At 68.2% G+C, this 18,909-nt stretch carries 14 protein-coding genes; 9 read left to right on the forward strand and 5 right to left on the reverse strand.

The features are described 5' to 3' along the window. Window positions 1–143 precede the first annotated feature (143 nt). From gltB to JWS14_RS20065, 4 genes are all read left to right on the forward strand, one after another. Window positions 144–4,742, forward strand: coding sequence for a glutamate synthase large subunit (gene gltB / locus JWS14_RS20050; RefSeq protein ID WP_206014161.1), 4,599 nt, complete (start codon window positions 144–146; stop codon window positions 4,740–4,742). Then, window positions 4,735–6,186, forward strand: coding sequence for a glutamate synthase subunit beta (locus JWS14_RS20055; RefSeq protein WP_072942810.1), 1,452 nt, complete (start codon window positions 4,735–4,737; stop codon window positions 6,184–6,186). The genes gltB and JWS14_RS20055 overlap by 8 nt, the downstream gene beginning before the upstream one ends. Window positions 6,187–6,367: 181 nt before the next feature. Continuing rightward, a complete protein-coding gene (locus JWS14_RS20060) occupies window positions 6,368–7,282 on the forward strand; it encodes a cutinase family protein (protein ID WP_072942812.1) in 915 nt (304 codons plus the stop codon). A gap of 22 nt (window positions 7,283–7,304) precedes the next feature. Continuing rightward, on the forward strand, window positions 7,305–7,754 hold the full coding sequence (locus tag JWS14_RS20065; RefSeq protein WP_206014162.1) for an acyl-CoA thioesterase: 450 nt from the start codon (window positions 7,305–7,307) through the stop codon (window positions 7,752–7,754). A 93-nt stretch (window positions 7,755–7,847) separates the two neighbouring features. Here the strand turns inward: JWS14_RS20065 and JWS14_RS20070 are convergent, their stop codons facing one another. Next, complete coding sequence (locus JWS14_RS20070) at window positions 7,848–8,756, reverse strand: SDR family NAD(P)-dependent oxidoreductase (protein WP_072942814.1); 909 nt, start codon at window positions 8,754–8,756, stop codon at window positions 7,848–7,850. Between the two features lie 31 nt (window positions 8,757–8,787). Here JWS14_RS20070 and JWS14_RS20075 point away from each other — a divergent pair, with 31 nt between their 5' ends. The 5 genes from JWS14_RS20075 to JWS14_RS20095 all read left to right on the forward strand — a co-directional run bounded on the left by JWS14_RS20075 (window position 8,788) and on the right by JWS14_RS20095 (window position 13,328). Next, window positions 8,788–9,285, forward strand: coding sequence for a hypothetical protein (locus JWS14_RS20075; RefSeq protein WP_072942815.1), 498 nt, complete (start codon window positions 8,788–8,790; stop codon window positions 9,283–9,285). Between the two features lie 61 nt (window positions 9,286–9,346). Next, window positions 9,347–9,640, forward strand: a complete 294-nt coding sequence (locus JWS14_RS20080; RefSeq protein ID WP_072942817.1) for a putative quinol monooxygenase — start codon at window positions 9,347–9,349, stop codon at window positions 9,638–9,640. A gap of 11 nt (window positions 9,641–9,651) precedes the next feature. Continuing rightward, window positions 9,652–10,353 carry a dienelactone hydrolase family protein gene (locus JWS14_RS20085; protein WP_095865480.1) on the forward strand — a complete coding sequence of 234 codons (702 nt, stop codon included), beginning with the start codon at window positions 9,652–9,654 and terminating at the stop codon, window positions 10,351–10,353. A gap of 232 nt (window positions 10,354–10,585) precedes the next feature. Next, on the forward strand, window positions 10,586–12,040 hold the full coding sequence (locus JWS14_RS20090) for a DUF7159 family protein (protein ID WP_206014163.1): 1,455 nt from the start codon (window positions 10,586–10,588) through the stop codon (window positions 12,038–12,040). A gap of 70 nt (window positions 12,041–12,110) precedes the next feature. Beyond that, complete coding sequence (locus tag JWS14_RS20095; RefSeq protein ID WP_206014164.1) at window positions 12,111–13,328, forward strand: DUF7159 family protein; 1,218 nt, start codon at window positions 12,111–12,113, stop codon at window positions 13,326–13,328. Window positions 13,329–13,344: 16 nt separating this feature from the next. Here the strand turns inward: JWS14_RS20095 and JWS14_RS20100 are convergent, their stop codons facing one another. Genes JWS14_RS20100 through lysX form a run of 4 tightly spaced genes read right to left on the reverse strand, consistent with a single transcriptional unit; the run spans window position 13,345 to window position 18,801 of the window. After that, the gene (locus tag JWS14_RS20100) at window positions 13,345–13,944 is read right to left on the reverse strand and encodes a histidine phosphatase family protein (RefSeq protein WP_095865482.1); all 600 of its coding nucleotides are present in this window, start codon (window positions 13,942–13,944) and stop codon (window positions 13,345–13,347) included. Between the two features lie 5 nt (window positions 13,945–13,949). Then, window positions 13,950–14,768: an alpha/beta fold hydrolase gene (locus tag JWS14_RS20105; protein WP_206016124.1), complete on the reverse strand. Its 819-nt coding sequence runs from the start codon at window positions 14,766–14,768 to the stop codon at window positions 13,950–13,952. Window positions 14,769–14,782: 14 nt separating this feature from the next. Further along, entirely contained in the window at window positions 14,783–15,463 is a 681-nt protein-coding gene (locus tag JWS14_RS20110) for a DUF998 domain-containing protein (RefSeq protein WP_206014165.1), read from the reverse strand. Continuing rightward, a complete protein-coding gene (gene lysX, locus JWS14_RS20115) occupies window positions 15,460–18,801 on the reverse strand; it encodes a bifunctional lysylphosphatidylglycerol synthetase/lysine--tRNA ligase LysX (RefSeq protein ID WP_206014166.1) in 3,342 nt (1,113 codons plus the stop codon). The genes JWS14_RS20110 and lysX overlap by 4 nt, the downstream gene beginning before the upstream one ends. Between the last annotated feature and the right edge of the window lie 108 nt (window positions 18,802–18,909).

The following is an 18,909-nucleotide window of genomic DNA, read 5'->3' on the forward strand; positions in this document are numbered from 1 at the left end:
TGCGAGGACCACACCCAGCGTGCTGCAAAAGGGCGATAGCCGATCGGTGGTGCCGAGCACGTCGTGACGGCACCTGCATTGCAAGTTGATGGCCATCAGCGCTGCTGGTCGTCGGTGCATCTTTTGGCATACGAAGGCTAGGTATGAAGCAACTTCCAGGCCCCCAGGGGCTGTATCACCCGTCGAACGAGCACGACTCCTGTGGTGTCGCGTTCGTCGTGGACATGAAGGGCCGCCGCAGCAGGGACATCGTCGAAAAGGCGATCACCGCGCTGGTGAACCTCGAGCACCGTGGTGCCGCGGGCTCCGAACCCAACACGGGTGACGGCGCCGGCATCCTCCTCCAGGTCCCGGACAAGTTCTTCCGCGCCGTGGTCGACTTTCCGCTGCCCGCGGAAGGCACGTATGCCACCGGCATCGCATTCCTGCCGCAGAGCAAGGCCGACGCGCAGCGCGCCGCCGAAGCCGTCGAGAAGATCGTCGAGAGCGAGGGCCTGAAGGTTCTCGGCTGGCGTGAGGTCGCGACCGACGACTCGTCGCTCGGCGCCCTGGCCCGCGACGCCATGCCGACGTTCCGGCAGATCTTCATCGGCAGCGAGAACGACGCCCTCACCGGCCTGGACCTCGAGCGCCGCGCCTACGTCGTCCGTAAGCGCACCGAGCACGAACTGGGCAGCGAAGGCGCAGGCAAGGACGGCCCCGGTCGCGAGACCGTGTACTTCCCGAGCCTGTCGAGCCAGACGTTCGTCTACAAGGGCATGCTCACCACCCCGCAGCTCAAGGGTTTCTACCTGGACCTGCAGGACGAGCGCCTCGAGTCGGCCCTCGGCCTCGTGCACTCGCGCTTCTCCACCAACACGTTCCCGTCGTGGCCGCTGGCCCACCCGTTCCGGCGCGTGGCCCACAACGGTGAGATCAACACCGTCACCGGCAACGAGAACTGGATGCGTGCCCGTGAGGCGCTCATCGACAGCGACATCTTCGGCGGTCGCGATCAACTCGAGAAGATCTTCCCCGTCTGTACGAAGGGCGCCAGCGACACCGCGCGGTTCGACGAGGTGCTGGAGATGCTGCACCTCGGTGGCCGCAGCCTGCCGCACGCCGTGCTGATGATGATCCCGGAAGCGTGGGAACGGCACGAGAGCATGGACCCGGCACGCCGGGCGTTCTACCAGTACCACTCGTCGCTCATGGAGCCGTGGGACGGACCGGCGTCGGTGTGCTTCACCGACGGCACCGTCATCGGCGCCGTCCTGGACCGCAACGGCCTGCGCCCCTCCCGCCTCTGGGTCACCGACGACGACCTCGTCGTCATGGCCTCCGAGGTCGGCGTCCTGCCGATCGACCCGGCCACCGTCGTGAAGAAGATCCGGCTGCAGCCCGGCCGCATGTTCCTCGTCGACACTGCCGAGGGTCGCATCATCAGCGACGACGAGATCAAATCGGAACTGGCCGCCGAGCACCCCTACCAGGAGTGGCTCGACCAGGGTCTGACCCACATGAACGACCTGCCGGACCGCCCGTACACCTACATGTCGCACGAGCGCGTCGTTCTGCGTCAGCAGATGTTCGGGTACACCAACGAAGAGGTCAACCTCCTCGTCAAGCCGATGGCGATCTCCGGTGCCGAGGCTCTCGGTTCCATGGGTACCGACACCCCGATCGCCGTGCTGTCCTCGCGGTCGCGGATGCTGTTCGACTACTTCTCGCAGCTGTTCGCGCAGGTCACGAACCCGCCGCTCGACGCCATCCGCGAGGAGGTCGTCACCAGCCTCGGCGGCACCATCGGCCCCGAGCACGACCTGCTGCACCCCACCGCGGAGTCCTGCCGGCAGATCTTCCTGCCGCAGCCGATCCTGCACAACGACGACCTGTCGAAGCTCATTCACGTCAACGACGACGGTGAATTCCCGAACTTCCGCAGCGTCATCGTCCGAGGTCTGTACCCGGTGGCCGAGGGCGGAGCGGGTCTGCGCAAGGCCCTCGACGACGTCCGCTACCAGGTGTCGGAGGCCATCGCCGGCGGTGCGCGCCTCGTCGTCCTGTCCGACCGTGAGTCGAACGAGACGTACGCGCCCATCCCGTCGCTGCTGCTGACCTCGGCCGTGCACCACCACCTGGTGCGTGAGAAGACCCGCACCAAGGTCGGCCTCATCGTCGAGGCCGGCGACGCCCGCGAGGTGCACCACATGGCGCTCCTCATCGGCTTCGGTGCGGCAGCGGTCAACCCGTACATGGCGTTCGAGACCGTCGACGAGGCGGTGCAGAACAACGAACTGCAGGGTGTCAGCCTCGACAAGGCCATCCAGAACTACATCAAGGCCGCGGGCAAGGGTGTGCTCAAGGTGATGTCCAAGATGGGCATCTCCACCCTCGCGTCCTACACCGGCGCCCAGCTGTTCCAGGTCATCGGCCTGTCGCAGGACCTGGTCGACGAGTACTTCACCGGCTTGCAGTCCAGCCTCGGCGGCATCGGTCTCGACCAGATCGCCGCCGACGTCGCGGTCCGCCACTCCAACGCGTACCTGGACCGTCCCGAGGAGCGCGCGCACCGCGAGCTCGAGGTGGGCGGCGAGTACCAGTGGCGTCGTGAGGGCGAGTACCACCTGTTCAACCCGGACACGGTGTTCAAGCTCCAGCACTCCACGCGCACCGGGCAGTACGAGGTGTTCAAGGAGTACACGAAGCTGGTCGACGACCAGTCCGAGCGCCTCGCAGCGTTGCGCGGCCTCTTCGAATTCAAGAAGGGTGTGCGCGAGCCCGTCCCGCTGGACGAGGTCGAGCCCGCCACCGAGATCGTCAAGCGCTTCTCGACCGGTGCGATGAGCTACGGCTCCATCTCCGCCGAGGCGCACGAGACGCTCGCGATCGCCATGAACCGCCTCGGCGGTCGTTCCAACTCCGGTGAGGGCGGCGAGAACCCGGCCCGCTTCACCCCGGACGAGAACGGTGACTGGCGGCGGTCCGCGATCAAGCAGGTTGCGTCGGGACGCTTCGGTGTCACCTCGCACTACCTGACCAACTGCACCGACATCCAGATCAAGATGGCGCAGGGAGCGAAGCCCGGTGAGGGCGGCCAGCTGCCGGCGCACAAGGTGTACCCGTGGGTGGCCGAGGTCCGGCACTCCACGCCCGGCGTCGGACTGATCTCGCCGCCGCCGCACCACGACATCTACTCGATCGAGGATCTCGCGCAGCTGATCCACGACCTGAAGAACGCCAACCCGCAGGCCCGGATCCACGTGAAGCTGGTGTCCGAGGTCGGTGTCGGCACCGTCGCCGCGGGTGTGTCCAAGGCACACGCGGACGTCGTGCTGATCTCCGGTCACGACGGTGGCACCGGTGCCACCCCGCTGACGTCGATGAAGCACGCGGGCGCCCCGTGGGAGCTCGGCCTCGCCGAGACCCAGCAGACGCTGCTGCTCAACGGTCTGCGCGACCGCATCGTCGTGCAGGTCGACGGCCAGCTCAAGACGGGCCGCGACGTCATGGTCGCCGCGCTGCTCGGTGGCGAGGAGTTCGGTTTCGCGACCGCCCCGCTGGTGGTGTCGGGTTGCATCATGATGCGGGTCTGCCACCTCGACACCTGCCCCGTGGGTGTCGCGACGCAGAACCCGGTGCTGCGCAAGCGGTTCAACGGCAAGCCGGAGTTCGTGGAGAACTTCTTCCTCTTCATCGCCGAAGAGGTGCGCGAGCTGCTGGCGGAGCTCGGCTTCCGCACCCTCGACGAGGCGGTCGGGCAGGTGGACGTCCTCGACACCACGAAGGCGCTCGAGCACTGGAAGGGCAGCAAGGCCGGTAACCTCGACCTGTCGCCGATCCTGCACGAGACCGAGTCGGCGTTCATGGACCAGGACCTGTACTGCACGGGCACCCAGGACCACGGCCTGGACAAGGCGCTCGACCAGCAGCTGATCGTCCAGAGCCGCAACGCTCTCGACAAGGGCGAGAAGGTCACGTTCGAGTCACCGATCACCAACGTCAACCGCACGGTCGGCACCATGCTCGGCCACGAGGTGACGAAGGCGTACGGCGGCGACGGACTGCCGGACAACACGATCGACATCACGTTCACCGGTTCGGCCGGTAACAGCTTCGGTGCGTTCGTCCCCAAGGGCATGACCCTGCGCCTGCACGGCGATGCCAACGACTTCGTCGGCAAGGGCCTGTCCGGTGGACGCCTCGTGGTGCGCCCGCCGCTGCAGACCGCGCCCGGGTTCGTCGCCGAGGACAACATCATCGGCGGCAACGTGATCCTGTTCGGTGCCACGAGCGGTGAGGCTCTGCTCCGCGGTGTGGTGGGCGAGCGATTCGCGGTCCGCAACTCCGGTGCCACCGCCGTCGTCGAAGGTGTCGGCGACCACGGTTGCGAGTACATGACCGGCGGAAAGGTCGTCATCCTCGGTGCGACGGGACGCAACTTCGGTGCCGGCATGTCCGGTGGCGTCGCGTACGTCTACAACCCGGACAAGGCGTTCGAGGACAACCTCAACACCGAACTGGTGGATCTCGAGGACCTGACGGGTGACGACTTCACCTGGCTGAAGTCCGCCATCGAGCGTCACCGCGACGAGACGGGCTCCGAGGTTGCCGCGCGCATCCTCTCCGACTGGTCGCAGCAGGTCAATCATTTCGCGAAGGTCATGCCCCGCGATTACAAGAAGGTGCTCTTGGCCATCGAGGCCGCGAAGAAGGATGGAAAGAACGTGGACGAGGCAGTGATGGAGGCAGCTCGTGGGTGATCCAAGCGGCTTCCTGAAGCACACGTCACGCGAACTTCCGGTTCGCAGGCCGGTGCCGTTGCGTCTGCTCGACTGGAACGAGGTCTACGAGGAGTTCTCGTCGGACACCCTGAAGACTCAGGCCAGCCGGTGCATGGACTGCGGTATCCCGTTCTGCCACAACGGCTGTCCGCTGGGGAACCTGATTCCCGAGTGGAACGACCTGGTGTACAAGGACCGGTGGCACGACGGCATCGAGCGTCTGCACGCGACCAACAACTTCCCGGAGTTCACCGGGCGGCTGTGCCCCGCACCCTGTGAGGCGTCGTGCGTCCTGGGCATCAACCAGGACCCCGTCACCATCAAGCAGGTCGAGGTCGAGCTCATCGACCGCGCCTTCGACGAGGGCTGGGTCAAGCCGGTGCACCCGACGCGTTCGACGGGCAAGAAGGTCGCCGTCGTCGGTTCCGGTCCCGCGGGTCTCGCTGCAGCGCAGCAGCTGACGCGCGCCGGGCACATGGTCACCGTGTTCGAGCGGGCCGACCGCATCGGCGGGCTCCTGCGGTACGGCATCCCCGAGTTCAAGATGGAGAAGCGGCACATCGACCGCCGTCTGGACCAGATGAACTCCGAGGGCACCGTCTTCAAGACGGGTGTCAACGTGGGCGTCGACATCACCGCGGACGCACTGCGCGAGCAGTTCGACGCCGTGGTCCTGGCCGGCGGCGCCACCGAGGCCCGCGACCTGCCGATCCCCGGCCGCGAGCTGGACGGCATCCATCAGGCGATGGAGTTCCTGCCGATCGCCAACCGCGTGCAGCTCGGCGATCTGGAGCAGCCGACCATCACCGCGGAGGGCAAGAAGGTCGTCATCATCGGCGGCGGCGACACCGGCGCGGACTGCCTGGGCACCTCGCACCGTCAGGGTGCCGAGAGCGTTTACCAGTTCGAGATCATGCCGAGACCGCCCGAGACCCGCGCCGAGCACACCCCGTGGCCGACGTACCCGTTGATGTACCGCGTCGCGTCCGCTCACGAGGAAGGCGGCGAACGCCTCTTCTCCGTGAACACGGAACGGTTCGTCGGTGCCGACGGCAAGGTGACCGCACTGAAGGCCCACGAGGTCGAGATGAAGTCGGGTCGCTTCGAGAAGGTCGAGGGCTCGGACTTCGAGCTCGAAGCCGACCTCGTCCTGCTGGCGATGGGCTTCGTCGGACCCGAGAAGCCGGGCCTGCTCACCGATCTCGGCGTCGACCTCAACGAGCGCGGCAACGTCGCCCGCTCCGCGAAGTGGGCCACCAACGTCGACGGCGTCTTCGTGGCCGGCGACATGGGACGCGGACAGTCGCTGATCGTGTGGGCCATCGCCGAGGGTCGCTCCGCGGCCGCAGCGGTCGATGCGTACCTCGAGGGCAAGACGGCGCTGCCGTCTCCGATCGAGCCCACCACCGCCCCGCAGCGGTAGCTGTAACCGCCAGTTCAATCCGCACCCCGGTAGGTTTTCCTACCGGGGTGCCGGTTTATCGTGCGGGGGTCACGTTCGGTCGGTAACGTTCATTTACCGATCGTGCATCTTTAGGTCACGTCGTCCTGGCAGCATCCCGTCTGCCGGACGGCGAAGGGGAGAACAGGTTGATGCCATGGCAATGAGACGGGTTATCGCATTCTTGACCGCAGTGGCCGCTGCCGCGGCCATCCCGGTGGCGTCGGGGGTGATGGGTACGAGCGCAGTAGCCACCGCGGACCCCTGCCCGAGCCTGTACGTGGTCGCCATTCCGGGGACGTGGGAAACGTCCACCAACGCCAATGTCAGGCCGACTCCGGGTCTGCTGTCCGCGGTGACGAACGGCCTGCCGTCGTCGATCCGCACCGACTACGTCACGTACGCCGCCACGGCCTTCCCGTGGGAGTCGGACGTGTACGGGCGCTCGAAGGCGCAGGCGGTCACCAATGCCAAGGGCATGCTGTCGTCGATGTCGCAGCAGTGCCCCGATACCAAGCTGTCGATCATCGGCTACAGCCAGGGCGCCGACGCCGCGGGCGATCTCGCCGCCGAGATCGGCACCGGACTCGGTGTCGTCCCGGCCGACAAGATCGCGGCCGTCGGACTCGTCTCCGATCCGCGGCGGTCGCCGACCGACGCCCTCGTCGGCCCCGCCGTCGCCGGCAGCGGCGCCGGTGGTCCCCGCATCGGCGGGTTCGGCTGGGTCAGCCAGAACACACGCACCTTCTGCGCGTACGGCGACCTGTACTGCTCCACGCCGAAGGAAGACTTCGTGACGCGGCTCGCCGGGTTCCTCGCGCAGACGTCGGATCCGACGCCGAACCTGTTCGGCCGCTACCAGCAGGAAGCGCTCGCGATCTGGAACGACATCCTCGCGGTCGGCGGTGTGCCCGCGCTGATGGCTCAGCTGGACGAGCAGCACAACGAGAAGCGGATCGACGAGCTGGAGCAGTTCTACAAGTCGCAGGCCCACCAGGACTACACCAGCTACGCGGTCGACGGTTCGGGTACGCCGGCCACCACGTGGCTGAGGAACTGGTTGCGCGACAGCGCGTGAGTTCCACCGACGGCGGCAGGGGATGATGTCCATCGTGACCGACTCCCCTGCCGCCGTCGTCGGCTACGACGCCTTCGTGACCGTCCGGTGGTCCGACATGGACGCCTTCCAGCACATCAACCATGCGCGGATGGTGACGTTGCTCGAAGAGGCCCGGATCGACTGGCTGCTCAGCGAGGGCAGCGAGAACTCGTCGCTCATCACGAGAGCGTTCATCGCCGACATCCACGTGCGGTACCGGGGACAGTTGCGGCATTCCGACAGTCCGCTCCGGGTCACGATGTGGATCGCGAAGCACCGGGCCGTCGACTTCACCATCGGCTACGAGGTCCGGGGCGCGCGTACCCCGATCACCGATCCGCCCGCCGTCACCGCGACCACGCAGATGGCCGTTGCGGATGTCGACGCCCAGCGGCTACGCCGCATCACTCCCACCGAGCGCGAGTACCTGGCCCGCTGGTCCCGTACGTGAGCGGCAAAGTGTGTTCCGGCACGCTTTCCCACTCACGTGCGGAAGTCGTCGGGGGCCGGCCGGGTGCAGGCGCCCACCCCCTGACGTCTCGGATCAGCCGAGGTCGAGGCGGGCGCCGAGCCGCATGCTGCCCGGGGTGAGGCGGCTCAGCAGGCGCCCGAACTTGGCCTCGGGCGTGACGGGGACGACGGCCTTGTTGGACTTGACGGCCTTCACGATCTGGGTCGCCACCCGGTCGGGGGTGAAACCGCGTTTGCGATAGAGCTTGTCGGTCCGGTCGCGCATCTTCGCCTGCTCCTCCGGGGTGGCGCCGGCGAAGTCGGTGGCCTGGATGATGTTGGTGTGGACGAGTCCCGGGCAGATGGCGCTGACGCCGATGCCGTGATTCACCAATTCCGCTCGGAGACAGTCCGACAGCATGAACACCGCGGCCTTGCTCGTCGCGTACGCCGTGAGTCGCTTCTGCGGCGTGAACGCCGCGGCGGACGACAGGTTCACGATGTGCCCGCCGGTTCCGCGTTCGATCATCTGCTCGGCGAACGCGCGGGAACCGTAGACGACTCCCCAGAAGTTCACGTCCATCACCCGTTCGAAGTCCTTCTGTGGCGTCTGCGTGAACGTGCCCGAGTATCCGATTCCGGCGTTGTTGATCACGACGTCGGGGGTGCCGTGCTCGGCCTGCACCGTCTCCGCGAAGCGCTGCACCTCGTCCTCCACCGCGACGTCCACCTGATACGCGTGGGAGCCGCCACCGAAGATGGCGACGGCGCCGCCGCCCTTCATCTGGGCGGAGTTGATGAGATCGGAGGTCTGCTGCGCGGATTCGAGATCGCGATCGGCGACCACCACCACCGCGCCCTCGGACGCGAACGCCAGCGCGGTCTCGCGCCCGATCCCGCTGCCGCCGCCGGTGACGACGACGAGGGTGCCGTCGAGATCCCGCAGGCGGTGATGCTTCCGTGCACCGCTGCGCCAGCCCCTGAATTCGCCGAGAAGACTCATGTGACCATCTTGTCCGAGTACGGTCGTTCGTGTGCTGATCTGGTACGTCAGCTATGGATCGAACATGGCTGCGACGCGTCTGACCTGCTACCTGAGTGGTGGGCGCCCGGCCGGGGGCAACCTCGTGCACGCGGGCGCCCGCGACGCGCGTGCTCCACGGGCGTCGATGCCGGTGGTGATACCCGGCACGGTGTTCTTCGCGGGAGAGTCGCGGATCTGGGGCGGCGGCCGCGCGTTCTACGACCCCGACGCGCCCGGCACCGTCGCGGCCCGCGCCTTCCTGGTGACGCGGGAACAGTTCGAGGACATTCACGCGCAGGAACCCGCCTGCTACGACCGCCTGGTCACACTCGGATCCCGCAACGGCGTCCCCATGTGCACGTTCACCACCCGCGCCCGCGGCGACGTCGTCGCCAGGAACGCGCCCGCGCCCGCCTATCTCGCGACCATCGCGGACGGTCTCCGCGAGGCGCACGGCTGGGACGAACCGAAGGTCGCCGATTATTTGACGCGACTTCGGGTTTCCTAGCCGACCCAACTGTGCTTACGTGAGACGGGCCACACGAGGTGGCGTTCACGAAAGGGAGTCGATGTCCGATCTGCATGTCGTAGCGACCATTCCTGCCAAGCCCGGCTCCGAGGACATTGTCGGCGGCGGACTGTCCGCGCTGGCCGCGGAGAGCCGCAAGGAAGAGGGCTGCATCTCGTACGAGGTCTTCGAATCAGCCGCGGTCGCGGGAACCTTCGTCACCGTGGAGGTGTGGACCGGCCAGGAGGCGCTCGACGCGCACATGCAGTCGCCGCACTTCCAGGCCGCGCTCGGGAAGTTCGGTGAGCACCTCGCCGGGGCACCGGGAATCCACCCGCTGAAGCCGGTTTCCTAGAGTCGTATTTCGTGACCACACCACTCACCGTCATTGCCCCCGAAGGTCCGGCCCGCGGCGGCGTCGTCGTCATCCAGGAGGCGTTCGGCGTCACCGATCACATCGTCGACGTCTGCCGTCGTTTCGCCTCGGCCGGGTATCACGCCGTCGCGCCGCACCTGTTTCACCGCAGCGGCGATCCGGTGCTGAACTACGACGACCTTCAGGCGGCGATGCCGCTGATGGGTGAGCTCACCGCGGCGAACATCGACGAGGACGTCGACGGGGCCGTCGCGGCTCTGTCGGCGGCCTCGATCGACCCGTCGAACACCGCGATCGTCGGGTTCTGCATGGGCGGGACGGTCGCGTTCCACACGGCGACACGGCTCGAGCTCGGGGCGGCGGTGAGTTTCTACGGCGGTGGCATCGCGAAGGGGCGGTTCGGGTATCCGACGCAACTCGACGCCGCCGGCCTGCTGCGAACGCCGTGGCTGGGCCTGTTCGGTGACCGCGACAAGGGGATCCCGGCCGAGGAGGTCGAGGAGTTGCGCACCGCCGTCGCGCACGCCCCGGTGGACACGGAGATCGTCCGCTACCCCGAGGCCGAGCACGGCTTCCACTGCGACGACCGACCCGCCGTGTACAACGAGGCGGCCGCCCGGGACGGATGGGCGCGCACGCTGCAGTGGTTCGTCACCCACGTGGACGGCACACGCGCAGCCGGAACCGACTGACCGCGGCCGAATCCCCTCGGGTGGACGGCAACGCGATATTCGTCCACCAAGGAGACACGTCACGGCGTGTTGCGTTCACCGCGTTTCGGGCGTTGCATTTCCGCAGGTTTCGACGCCGACGGGTCGCCGGGAATACGATGTGCGTCACAGGAGTACGTCGAAAACCCGCCTGACGTGGCCTCCGAACTCCTCCCTGCGCGAGACCCGTAACCGAACCGTTATAGTCGGCGGCATGACTTCAGTTCTCGGTGTATCCGTCGGCGCCAGCGCGGTGCGCTTCGCGTGCCACGACGCCGTGAGCCTCGAAACCCCGACCTTCCAATCGCGGTCGGTGACCGCAACACTCGAACGGCCGGCGGAGCTCGCCGCCGAATCCATCGGGACGGTGCTCGCCGAGCGGGACGAGACCGACGTGGTGGAGGCCATCGGCGTCGCGTACCAGGACGACGCGCAGGCCGGTGCCATGCAGGCTGCGATGGCCCGACTGCAGATCGGCAACTTCCAACTGGTCCCCGAAGTCACGGCCGCGCTGCAGATGCTGGAGATGTCCGGGGAACTCGGCGACCACTCGACGCTCGTGTTCTACGACCTCGGCAGTTCGGGTCTCACCGTCACCGTCCTCGACCGCGACACCGGCATGGTGCTCAGCAGTGCGCGCTCGGATCAGATCAGCGGCGACCTCGTCGACCGGCTGATCTGCGACAACCAACTCGAACTGCACCGCTTCGCGCATCCCGCCGACGCTGCGGCCGCCTTCGCGCTCGCCGCGCGGTGCCGCGACGCGAAAGAGCAGCTGTCCACGAACGGCGCGGTGTGCATGCCGGGCGAGGGCGGTCTGCTGCTCCTGTCGCAGGACAGCTTCGATTCGCTCATCGTGGGCCCCGTCGAGACCTCGGCGCGCCTCACCCGCGAGGTCATCCGCCGATCGGGACGCGCCCCCGACGCCGCGGTGCTGATCGGCGGCGGCGCGCACATTCCGTTGGTCGCGTCGGTGATGGAGTCCTGGCTCGATCTTCCCGTGATCGTCCCCGCGCAACCCGAATTGGTGGCGGCGGAGGGTGCGGCCCTGCTGGCGATCCCGACGTTCGACGAGTTCGTGGCACCCCTGCCCCAGCCGGTGCCGGAGCACGAACCTGAGCTGGAGCTGGAACCCGAGACGCAGGCCCTGTGGCATTCGTCCTCGCACTCGTACTCGGACGAGGCGATCGCACCGGCCCGGAAGCGTCGTGGCCTCGTCCTCGCCGGCGTTGCCGTGGTCGCCGCGGTCGGTCTCGGACTCGGCTTCGGCACCGACCTTCTGCAGGGTTCGGAGGAGGACGCCCAGCCGGCCGTCACACAGGCGACGACGGAGGCGCCCGCCGCGCAACAGGCCGCACCGCCGCAGTCCACGACGACCGCGGAAGTGCCCCCGCCGGTGGAGGCGGCTCCGTCGGTCGTCGACGAGCAGCCGGTGATCCCGCCGCAGACCGAGGTGCGCAGCACGTATCAGCCACGGACGCAGACGCGGACGCAGAGTCCGACGCAGGTGCCGGTCGCCCCCGATACGCAGAGTGTCGCGCCGACCGACACGTCGGCTCCGCCGACGACGACGGAACCCGCTCCGCTGATCCCGGGTCTGCCGCAGTTCCAGATGCCGACGATTCCGCCGCCCGCACCACTGGAATTGCCGCGGATCCCCGGGCTCTGAGCCGAATAACGACGGCGGTCGCAGTGAGGCCCCGGCACGCCTGTCGTGACCAAACCGTTATAGTCTTTCCATGGTTTCAGTTCTCGGTGTATCCGTCGGTGCCAGCGCGGTGCGCGTGGCGTACCCGGACGACGAGGGGGCCGTATTCCGGTCATTTCCCGTGGATTCGGCCCACACCCAACCGGAATTGCTGGTTGCCGACTCCATCGAAACGGTGATGGCCGAGCGCTCCGCCGACGACGACGTGCAGGTCTTCGGTGTCGCGTATCGGGACGAGGCGCAGGCCGCTGCCGTGGAGGCCGCGATCGACTGCCATCTGGTCCCGGAAGTGACTGCGGCGCTCTGGATGCTCGAGGCGTCGGGACAGCTCGGCGACCATTCGACGCTCGTGTTCTACGACCTCGGCAGTTCCGGCCTCACCGTCACCGTGGTCGACCGATTCACCGGTGCGGTGCTCTCGTCGGCGCGTACCGACGAGATCAGCGGCGACGGCATCGATCGCTTGATCCGCGACCACCAGCTCGAGCAGGAACGCATTGCCCACCCGGTCGACGAGGCCGCGGATTGGGCGCTCACCGAACGCTGCCGGCGGGCCAAGGAGGAACTGTCGACCAACACCGCGGTCTGCGTACCCGGCGACGGCGGTCTGCTGCTGCTCTCGCAGGACAATCTCGATTCGCTCATCGTCCGTCCCGTCGAGGCGTCGGCGCGTCTGGCCCGCGAGGTGATCGAATCGTCCGGGCGTGGTGCCGACGCGGTGGTTCTGATCGGGGGCGGCGCGCATATCCCGCTGGTCGCGTCCCTGATGGAATCGTGGCTCGCGCTCCCCGTGATCGTGCCGGTGCAGCCCGAACTGGTGGCCGCGGAAGGCGCTGCGCTGCTGGCACAGGACCGCGCGGACTCTTCGGACCGCGGCGGCGCCGAGAGGTTCGCCAAACCCGTGATCCGCGGTGGTGCGCTGGCAGGCGGTGCGCTGGCCGTCGTCGCCGTGATCGGTCTCGGTCTCGGCTTCGGTGGTAGCCAGAGCTCCGACGGTGACGCACGTCCGGTCGCCACTCAGCCGAGCGCCGAGGAGACGTCACCGTCGCCCGCGCCGTCACCGGCGGCGCCACCGCCGGCCGCGGTGTCGATTCCGGAGCCGGCCCAGCAGGAGGCGAGCGTGCCGGTACCTGCGCCCGCACCGGCCCCCGCCCCGCGACCCCTCATTCCCGGTCTGCCGCAGATTCAGCTGCCGACCCTCCCGCCGCCCCCGCCGCTTCCTCCGCTGCCCCGGATTCCCGGCCTCTAGCGGATCGGAGCGGGTTCTACCGACGCAGCATGTCCCGGACGTGGCCGGTCTCGTTGACCGACGCCACCCGTCGCTCACCGCTGCGGGAGACGAGTACCCGCGTCACGGACACGTATTCGATCGGGAACACGAGGGGCCGGTCGAGGCCGAGAAGCTCCTGCAGGAACACGTTGATGACGCCGCCGTGGGCGAACACCGCGACGGTGTCCTCGTGACCGGACTCCTCGACGATGCGGCCGAGGGATTCGAACACCCTGGTGCGGAACGCGTCGGCGTCGACGGACTTCGGGAACTCGCCTGCCCGGATGCGGGCGTAGGCCTCCGGCGCGCGTGCCTCCGCCTCGTGGAACGGGATGTAGTGGTCGAGGTCGTAGTCGTATTCCGCGAGCCCGACGTACTCGGTGACGGGAAGGTTGAGCGCCTCGGCGACCGGCGCCGCCGTCTCGAGTGCGCGGCGTTGCGGGCTGCTCACGATCCGGGCGATGCGGTACGGGGCCAGCGCGGCGGGCAGCCGCTTGGCCTGCGCGTGACCTTCCTCGGTCAGTGCGGGGTCTGCGCGCCCGCCGGACGTGGTGACGAGCTCGGGCAGCGCGTGGCGGATCAATAGCAGTTGCACGCAGCTCAGCTTGCCAGCTCCCGCACCAACGCCGCGATCTGGCCGGGCTGATCGATCATCGCGTGGTGGTGCGCGGGTCGCACGACGCGGAACGCGGCGCCCAGGAATTGCGCGAACTGCCTTTGCGTGCGGATCCACGCCGACCCCCAGGGCGTCGTGCGGCCGGTGTGGGCGGCGGCCACGACGACGGGCGCCGTGATCGTCGTGGTCTCGCGCAGTGCGGCCAGTTCCTGGGCCAGCGCCGGGTACGACGCGTTCTCGACGATCGAGGATTCGAGGTAGGCGGGTTCGCGGTAGATCCGCTCGACCCACTGGCGAGTGTCCGGGGCGAACCCGTCGGGCGGTGTCGAATGGTTCAGGATCCGGCGGACCGTGGGGCCGAGGAGTTTCTGCAGTCCCACCGCGCTGGCCGCCCGGGCCACCCGCCGGCCTGCCGTGACGCGCCACCGGGTCGGGATCACGCGGTGCGGACGGGTGGTGACGGTGGCGTCCAGCAGGATCACGCCGCCGGTTCGCTCGGGGTACAGCCGCGCGAACGCCTCGACGTAGATGCCGCCGAGCGAGTGGCCGACGAGCACGGCCGGGGTGGTCACCCGAAGCGCGTCGAGGACGCCGGCGATTCTGTCGGCCTCGCCACGAGCGGACGGCCGATCGCCGGAGGGGGGACTGAGTCCGTATCCGGGTCGATCGATCCGTACGACGAGGCAGGTCCCGGACAGCAGTGTCACTACCTCGTCCCAGTCGAACCAGTTCCCGCCGAGGCCGCCGTAGAGGACGACGGGTGGGCCGTCGCCGTCGACGACCACATGCACTCCCACCACCATTTCCCCAGGACGTTTCACGTGGAACCATCCCTTTCCGGGGTGACGTGAATCACGCTGAGCGCCACGAAGATCAGCCAGCCGCAAAACGCGAGCAACTGGACGCGCTGGCCGAGTCCGAGCCAGGCGTCCTGTTGGCCGCGCAACCCGGCGGCCGTCAGGGTCCACACCGTGCCCCCGACGAACACCGTCGCCACGGCCACGCCGGTAATTTTCAACCACGTCGGCCAGCGGTAGCGGAACGCGGCCAACAGGAACGAGAGGCACGACACCACGGCTCCCGTCGACGCGGACGCGCTGGTCATGGCGTGTAGATCATGGGTGAGGGGCAGGTGTCCGCCGGCCTCACGCGCGGCGCAGACGGGGTCGTTGGTGGCCGCGCAACTCATCGGCAGGCGCGAATCCGCGACGGTCGCGAATGCGAACACGATCAGAGCGATCCACCCGACGGCCGTCACCCAGCCCTGCGAGTACCGCGACAGTCCGAGGACCCCGGCCACGGCGACGATACATCCGGTCAGCAGGTCGCCGGTGCGGAACCAGAATCCGTAGGGCTGGTCCGCGGCGGCGAGTTCGCTCGCGAACCCCCGCAGCGGATCGATGCCGGTGTCGAGGACGAATTCGAGCAGCCACGACGCGTAGCCCACGGCGCCGAGGATCAGCAGAGCCGCGACGGCCACCCGGCCACGGGCGGTCATTGCCTCGGCTTGGCCAGGGGGAAGGCGAGGGTTTCGCGGATGCTGCCGCCGGTGATGAGCATGACCACCCGGTCGACGCCCATGCCGAGCCCACCGGTCGGGGGCATGGCGTGCTCGAGGGCCTGCAGGAAGTCCTCGTCGAGTTCCATCGCCTCCTCGTCGCCGCCGGCCGCGAGCATCGACTGCTCGGTGAGCCGGTTCCGCTGATCCACCGGGTCGGTGAGTTCGCTGTACGCGGTGCCGAGTTCGATGCCCCACGCGACGAGGTCCCACTTCGCGGCGACCCCCGGGATCGTGGGATGCGGCCGCGTCAGCGGTGACATCGACGTCGGGAAGTTGGTGTAGAACGTGGGAAACTCGGTGTAGTCCTCCACCAGGTGCTCGTACATTTCCTGCGCCACGGCGCCGGCGTCCCACGCCGACTGGTACGGGATCTCGTGTTCGTCGCACAGTCGCTGCAGTTCCGCGAGCGGCGTCTCGGGGGAGACGTCGACGCCGAGTTTCTCGGCGACGGCCTGGTGCATCGTCTTGACGGGCCATTCGCCGGAGATGTCGACCTCCACCAGCGCGCCGTCGGGGCCCGGCCGCATGATGATCTCGCGCCCGTACGCCGCGACCGCCGCCGTCTGGATGAGCTCCCGGCACAGGACCATCATCTTCTCGTAGTCGCTGTGCGCCTCGTACGCCTCGAGGATCGTGAATTCCGGGTTGTGCTTGAAATCGACGCCCTCGTTGCGGAAGACGCGGCCGATCTCGAACACCTTCTCCATGCCTGCGACGCACAGCCGCTTGAGGTACAACTCCGGCGCGATCCGCAGGTACAGATCCAGGTTGTAGGCGTTGATGTGGGTGAGGAACGGGGCCGCGTTGGCTCCGCCGTGCACCTGCTGCAGGATCGGGGTCTCCACCTCGAGGAAGCCGCGGCCGCCGAGCGAATCGCGCAGCGACTTCACGACGGCGCTGCGGGCCTCGAGCAGGCGGCGGGCGTCGGAGTTGATGGCGAGGTCCACGTACCGCTGCCGCACCCGGGTTTCCGGGTCGGACAGGCCTTTCCACTTGTCGGGCAGGGGGTGCAGGCACTTGCCGGTCATGCGCCACTCGTTCGCGAGCAGCGACAGCGCACCACGACGGCTGTATCCGATGACGCCGGCGACCTCGACGAGGTCACCGAGGTCGAATTCGGCGGCGAACGCCCGGATTCGATCGGTACCCACCCGTGCCTCGTCGACGAGGATCTGGATGTCGCCGGACCAGTCCCGGACCACGGCGAACACGACGCCGCCGTAGTCGCGGATCCGGAGCAGGCGGCCGGCGATGCGGACGGTGGTCCCCTCCGGCGACTCCACGGCCTCGGTCACCGTGTGGGAGGGCGGATACGCGACCGGGTACGGGTCGATGCCCTGTTCCGCGAGACCGGCCAACTTGTCGAGCCGGACGCGGACCTGCTCGGGACGTTTCGGTCCGGTCGCCGTCGGCGCGAGGCCCTCGCCGGGTGCGCTGCCGTCGGAGTGCAGTCCCTCGGCGGCGACGAGTGCGGCGGGAACCGAGGCGTGGTGGCCGGTGTGCGCGATGGCGTCGTGGGTTCCGGAACGGCCGAACCGGGGCAGCGTCACGAATCCTTCCGCGACGGCCGAGGCGAAGCCGACGCGCAGCAATTGCCGGTTGTCCTCGAAGCAGAGGAACCGCGGCACCCACTCCGGCTGGTACTTCACGTTGGACCGGTAGAGCGCCTCGAGTTGCCACCAGCGGGAGAAGAACACGAGGATCGAGCGCCAGATCCGCAGGATGGGCCCGGCCCCGATGCGGGAACCCTCCTCGAAGACCGAGCGGAATACCGCGAAGTTCAGCGACACCCTGGTGATGCCGAATTGGTCGGAGGTGGTGGCCAGTTCGGACACCATCAGCTCGACCACGCCGTTGGGGGAGGTCGGCTTGCGGCGCATCAGGTCGAGGGAGACGCCCGTGGGCCCCCACGGAACCAGCGACAGGATGCCGTCGATTTCGCCGTCCTCGGCGATGGCCTCCACGAGCAGGCAGTCGCCGTCGAGGCGGTCACCGAGCCGGCCGAGAGCCATCGAGAAGCCGCGCTCGGTCTCGGTGTCGCGCCACGCGTCCGCGAGCCGGATGGCCTCGGCCATCTCCTCGGGGGGAACGTCGCGGTGCCTGCGGATCCGGACGGTGACGCCCTGGCGGCGGACGCGGGTGACGGCCTGGCGGACCTGCCGCATGTCGCGTCCGCTGAGGTTGAACTCGCGGGTGCGGAGGATCGCTTCGTCGCCGAGTTGGAGGACGGTGAGACCGGCCTTGTTGTAGGCGGTGGCCCCGGTCTCGCTGGCGCCCATCACGGCGGTGGCCCAACCGTATTGGGACGCGAGCGCCTGCCACGCCTCGATCGCGTGCGGCCACGCCTCCGGATCGCCGATCGGATCGCCACTGGCCAGGCACACGCCCAGTTCGACACGGTACGTGATGGCCGCTTTCCCGCTGGGGGCGAACACGACGGCCTTGTCGCGGCGGGTGGCGAAGTAGCCGAGGGAGTCGTCGGCGCCGTACTGCAACAGCAGTCCGCGCAACGCCGATTCGTCGTTGCCGGTGAGCGCGTTGTGGGAGCGCTGGGCGCGGAACAGGGTGATGACGGCGGCGAGGAGGGCGATCGCGCCGAACAGGCCGAGGAGGGTGTTGACGAATCCGTGTGGTCGACCGCTGAACTGTTCGTTGTCGGCGGCGGCGAGCGCGGTCACGCGGTTGAGCGCCCACAGGAAACGCTCGCCCTGCGGCAGCGTGCCGGGGAACAGTTCGACGAGTCCCCACCCGATGAGGGTGCCGATGGCGAGTCCGACGATGAGCACGCCCAGCGCTTTCCAGCCTGCGCCGCGCCGGACCCGGGTGTAGAACTCGGGCCGGGCCGCGATCAGGATTCCGATCAGCACCACCTGGACCACGGCGGCGACCATCGCGTTCACGTTCCGGTCGGTGATGCTCACGATCACGTTGGTGATCAGGATCAGAGTCAGATAGATCGTCAGCAGCCACCAGGCGATGCGCTTGCGGCTCGCCAGCGCCGCCGCGAGCAGCGCGACCACCAGCGCCCACGACAGGCTGGTGTCGGGAGCGTCGAAGTAGTAGGTGTCGACGTACTCCCGCGGCACGTGCACGTAGTAGCGCAGTACCGGCGAGATGCTCCACAGGAATACGAGCACCGAGAAGACGCCCAGGATCAGTCCCGCGATGTGGGGAACCTGGTGCAGGCGCCCATTCTTCGAGCCGAGTGCGGGTCGGGGCCGTGGTGCGGTGAGGTCGGCCTCGGACGCGTGGTGTGTCTCGGTGCTAGCTGACATCGAGCGTTTCCTTCCCGGCAAGAGATACGTACCGATCACGGGAGACAGATGTTCCAGTGTTCAGTGTGAGCCGTTGGGCCGCGATTTGGGTGAAGAGGGAAGATAGAG

The sequence above is a fragment of the Rhodococcus koreensis genome, assembly GCF_017068375.1.
In the GTDB taxonomy this organism is placed as follows: Bacteria; Actinomycetota; Actinomycetes; order Mycobacteriales; family Mycobacteriaceae; genus Rhodococcus_F; species Rhodococcus_F koreensis.